2 protein-coding genes are annotated in these 4,072 nt (G+C 54.6%); one reads left to right on the top strand and one right to left on the bottom strand.

Going from position 1 to position 4,072, the window contains the following annotated elements; translation table 11 throughout:
* Positions 1-360: 360 nt before the first annotated feature.
* Positions 361-717 (bottom strand): helix-turn-helix transcriptional regulator, encoded by a 357-nt coding sequence (locus tag LCF60_RS23635; RefSeq protein ID WP_292294985.1) that lies wholly within the window; start codon positions 715-717, stop codon positions 361-363.
* A gap of 431 nt (positions 718-1,148) precedes the next feature.
* Between LCF60_RS23635 and LCF60_RS23630 the strand changes: the two genes are divergently transcribed.
* Positions 1,149-4,072: cadherin domain-containing protein (locus tag LCF60_RS23630; protein WP_292294984.1), on the top strand; the 2,924-nt coding region annotated here is incomplete at its 3' end.

Raw genomic sequence — 4,072 nt, 5'->3', positions numbered from 1 at the left:
TTGTGCACGAGGCCGGGTGGGGACCGGCGGCCAACGAAACACCTTGCCAGGCTACCGAGGTTTCGTGAGTGGTTGGCAAAAGAGGCCTATCGACGAACCGTACCCTGTACTTGTAACCTGTTGCTTCAACAATCGTTCACAAGCTTTGGTATAATTGCCCATATCTTTTGATGAAATGCCGTGATTTTCGCCGCGGGTATATTCATGACGCGTAGGTCATGCAGCATCTATCGCAATGGGCTGCGCAGGCGCGATGCCACGGAAATCTAAGGACCGCAGCCAAGGGAGGCGGCTCGGCTTTTTCATCTCTGTTGTTAGTGAATCATGACGCCAAGCCGACAATGACTCCCCGGCCTCAGTTCAGTTCAGCTCCATGTCGAAGGTACCATGGCCCGAGGGCACGGGAACGAAGCTTGAGATAATCCTCTCGACTGTGCGCTTGTCGCTTTCTGAAAGCCGTTGAAATTTCTTCATAAACGTCAGCTCGATCTGGCTTTGTGTTGGCTCATCCTGCTTGTCGTCCAGCAGAAATTCAGGCGATTGATCAAAGTGACCGGCAATCTTCAGCAGCAGCTCAGCAGAGGGCCTGGCGTGCTTCTTGTTTTCAAGCTGCCACATATAGGCTTTTGAACTCCCGACAACGCGCGCCAGTTCTTCCAAGGTCATGTTGTGAGCCAAACGCAAGCTTCTCAGTTTCTCGCTGAATTTTTCGGCCATTTGGATAAGTCCTCGAGTTGTTCGAAAGTACTGAGCGCCGTACTGGCACTCCAGGGTGGTTATCTCCTTCTATACTTAAAGCAAGAAATGAGCAGTTTTCAAATGATCGATCGATAATCCAACGCAGCCACACGCACTGATAGTTTATAAACCGTGTATCTAAAGATTTGGGAGAGGGCTGATCCGTATTTCGGGAGATTTTCGAGATTTGTCTACAAGATTTCTGGCCAATCGACTAAAAGTCGAAAGCTTAAAAATCCGAATAGCTAAAGATATAAAAGAATCCAAAGATACTTTCCGGTATTATCTTTCGTACAAGGAATGTATTCCTAGGCCATGCGGCGTTGATCCAACATTTATCTCTCTCTAGAGAAGCCAGAGACGGAACATAAAAAGTTCCCAATGAAATTCTCAGGATCAGGATCACAGACATGGCAACTTCGGACCAAATCAAAGCACTGACTGCCCTCTATATCGGTTATTTCGATCGAGCACCCGATCCCGTTGGACTCCAGTTCTGGATTGATCAACTCGATAACGGCCGTGAATTTGCAACAATTGCGCAGGACTTTGCCTCGTCCGAGGAAGCGGTTTCACTTTATCCGTACCTGGCAACCCCGGATGTTGCCTCGCCCGAGGAATTCATCAGAGACATCTATCTGAACTTGTTCGACCGCGAACCCGATGTTGAAGGTGCCGCGTTCTGGGCGACCGCTCTGGAGTCCGGGGCGGTTGCCGTGGGTGACATGATCGATGCAATCATTCAGGGTGCACAGGGTGACGACAAGGTTCTGATCGACAACCTCACGGCTGCTGCACAGGATTGGACCTCCGAGGTTGCGGGCACAGCAACTTTCGTCTGGAGCGATGCTGCGGCACAAAGCTCACGTGAAATTCTTGCTGGCGTTACCAAAGACCCGGCCTCTGTCGACTCGGCCAAGTCGGAAACGGAAGACTATGTCTCCAGCTTCGAGCCGCAGCCGTTTGTCCTGAATGTCGACGTCAATTCTGTCATCGAGCCTGATGCAGGAACGAAGCTGATGTCCTTTGTTCTGACGCTCAACATGGCGCCCACTTCTGATGTCGTTGTGTCCTACGAGACGCTGACGTCAGGCTCTGCGAACCGCAACGACGATTTCAACGCTTTGGTCGGAGAGGTGACGTTCAAAGCTGGGCAGACACGTCAGGTCGTCGAAGTGCAAGTCGTCGGCGATCAGATGGTTGAAGGCGCAGAGACGGTTGAAGTCGTCTTTACGGGTGCGCGCCTCGCAGCACCGGTCATTGCCACCGGCACAATTCTGGACAATGACAACACGCCGATTGACGCGGTGCGGGATGCTGCAGCAGCCTCGAACCTGGTTTCTGAATCAGCCCTGCTGGGAAGCACCGTGGGCATCCGGGCGCAGGCGGTCGATATCGATCCGGGTTCGGTCGTGACCTACAGCCTGGACGACGATGCCGAAGGTCGGTTTGTCATTGATCCGGTCACTGGCGTTGTGACTGTCGCATCCGCGCTGGACTATGAGGCCGAGACGAGCCACGTGATCGGCGTTCGTGCGACCAGTTCCGATGGCACGTTCAGCGTCAAGGACTTCACCGTTTCCGTCACCAACGAAAACGACAATGCGCTCACCGCGGTTGTCGACGTGAATTCGGGTGCTAACGAGGTGGCTGAAAACGCGCTTGTCGGAAGCGTTGTGGGTGTAACAGCACGCGCATCGGATGCCGACGCTGGCGCAAACGTGAGCTACGCGCTTGAAGACAACGCAGGCGGCCGGTTCGCCATTGACGCCGCAACCGGCGTGGTGACCGTGGCGCTGGCTGGAGGGTTCGATTTTGAAGCGGCCCAGAGCCATGACATCATCGTTGCCGCGATCAGCAGTGACGGCGACGTAACCCGCGAAACCATTTCCATTGCCGTCACGGACACGCCGGATCCGATCCAGGTTCTGACGATCGGCACCGATACGCTGGCGCTGGGCCGTCAGGACAACCTGATCGTGGGTTCCGACTATCCGGCAACGTATAACTCGAGCGACCTGATCGACGGCGGTGACGGGACAGACACTCTTCAGCTGGCGCTGGCCGCTGGCTATGGTTACAGCACCGCCAGTCCGACGGTCCGCAACGTCGAAGCGCTCGATGTCAGTGTCGACGATCAATACGGCAATGATGTCACCGTCGATATGAGCCGCTTTGACACTTCGGTTCAGCGAATCAATTTGCATGATATCCAGGGATCGGTCGAAATCCGCGATCAGCAATCCGTGGCAGATGTCAGCATTCGGGATACGAACTCCAATGTCACGCTCGGCTACGACAGCCAGGTGAACGGCAATACTGGTGGGCAAACACTCTCGGTTACGGTCGATGAGTTCGGAACCGGTGCGTCAAACACAAAGCTGACCGTGAACGATGTCGATAATATCGTCATCGAGGTTGCGGACGGCCAGAACGAGTCCAGCAATTTTGAGCTTGCGACGGGCGATCGCCCTGTTGGCGTCATCTATGTTTCCGGCGGTCTTGATGATCAGGACGTCGACATCCGAACCACTCTGCACAATGTCGAGACGTTCTCCTCTGAGGGCTTCGACGGGGATCTGAACGTTGAATCCTCGACCGAAATTCTGGGCTACGTCTACACGTTTGATGGTGACGACACGTTGACACTTGCCGGCAGCGACGACTTCGACGACATCGAAGACGGCGGGTATGTCTACATGGGCGCCGGCAATGACCGGATCAACGCAGACAACATCCATGGCTGGGTTGAGATGGGCGCCGGAAATGACACCCTTGACGTCGATCTTGTTGGCGACGCGGGTTATGTCGACATGGGAGCTGGCAATAACCTTTTCGAGGGTGGAGTTATCACTGGAAATGGGCGGCTTAAGGCCGGGGCTGGCGATGATGCACTGCGCGCCGACGCCATTTTTCTTCAGGCTTCTGTCGATCTTGGCGACGGGGAAAACGTGGTCGAACTGGATCTGGACTTGGCTTATCAGACGCAAGTTCGTCTTGGCGCCGGGAATGATGTCTTTTCGGCCCGACGCATCATTGACGCTGCACAGCTTGATATGGGCGATGGTGACAATGACGTAACGGCCGAAGAAATTTTAGGGAATGCAAAAGTCACGCTGGGTGACGGTACGAACAGCGTCCATGCTGACAAGATAGGCTCTATTTCTAACTACGCCGCGGAGGTGGAGATCACGCTTGGCGACGGCAACGATAACGAAGTGACGGTCGGCGACGGTGATGGAGCGGTGTACAACGCCGTCATCACTTTCGGAGACGGCGATGGCCAAGTTTTCCGCTCGGGAAGCGTCACCAGCAGCACGATTACGATGGGTGA

Source organism: Marivita sp. (assembly GCF_020055635.1).
Lineage (GTDB): Bacteria > Pseudomonadota > Alphaproteobacteria > Rhodobacterales > Rhodobacteraceae > Marivita.
This window is presented reverse-complemented; position numbering and strand designations above follow the sequence as displayed.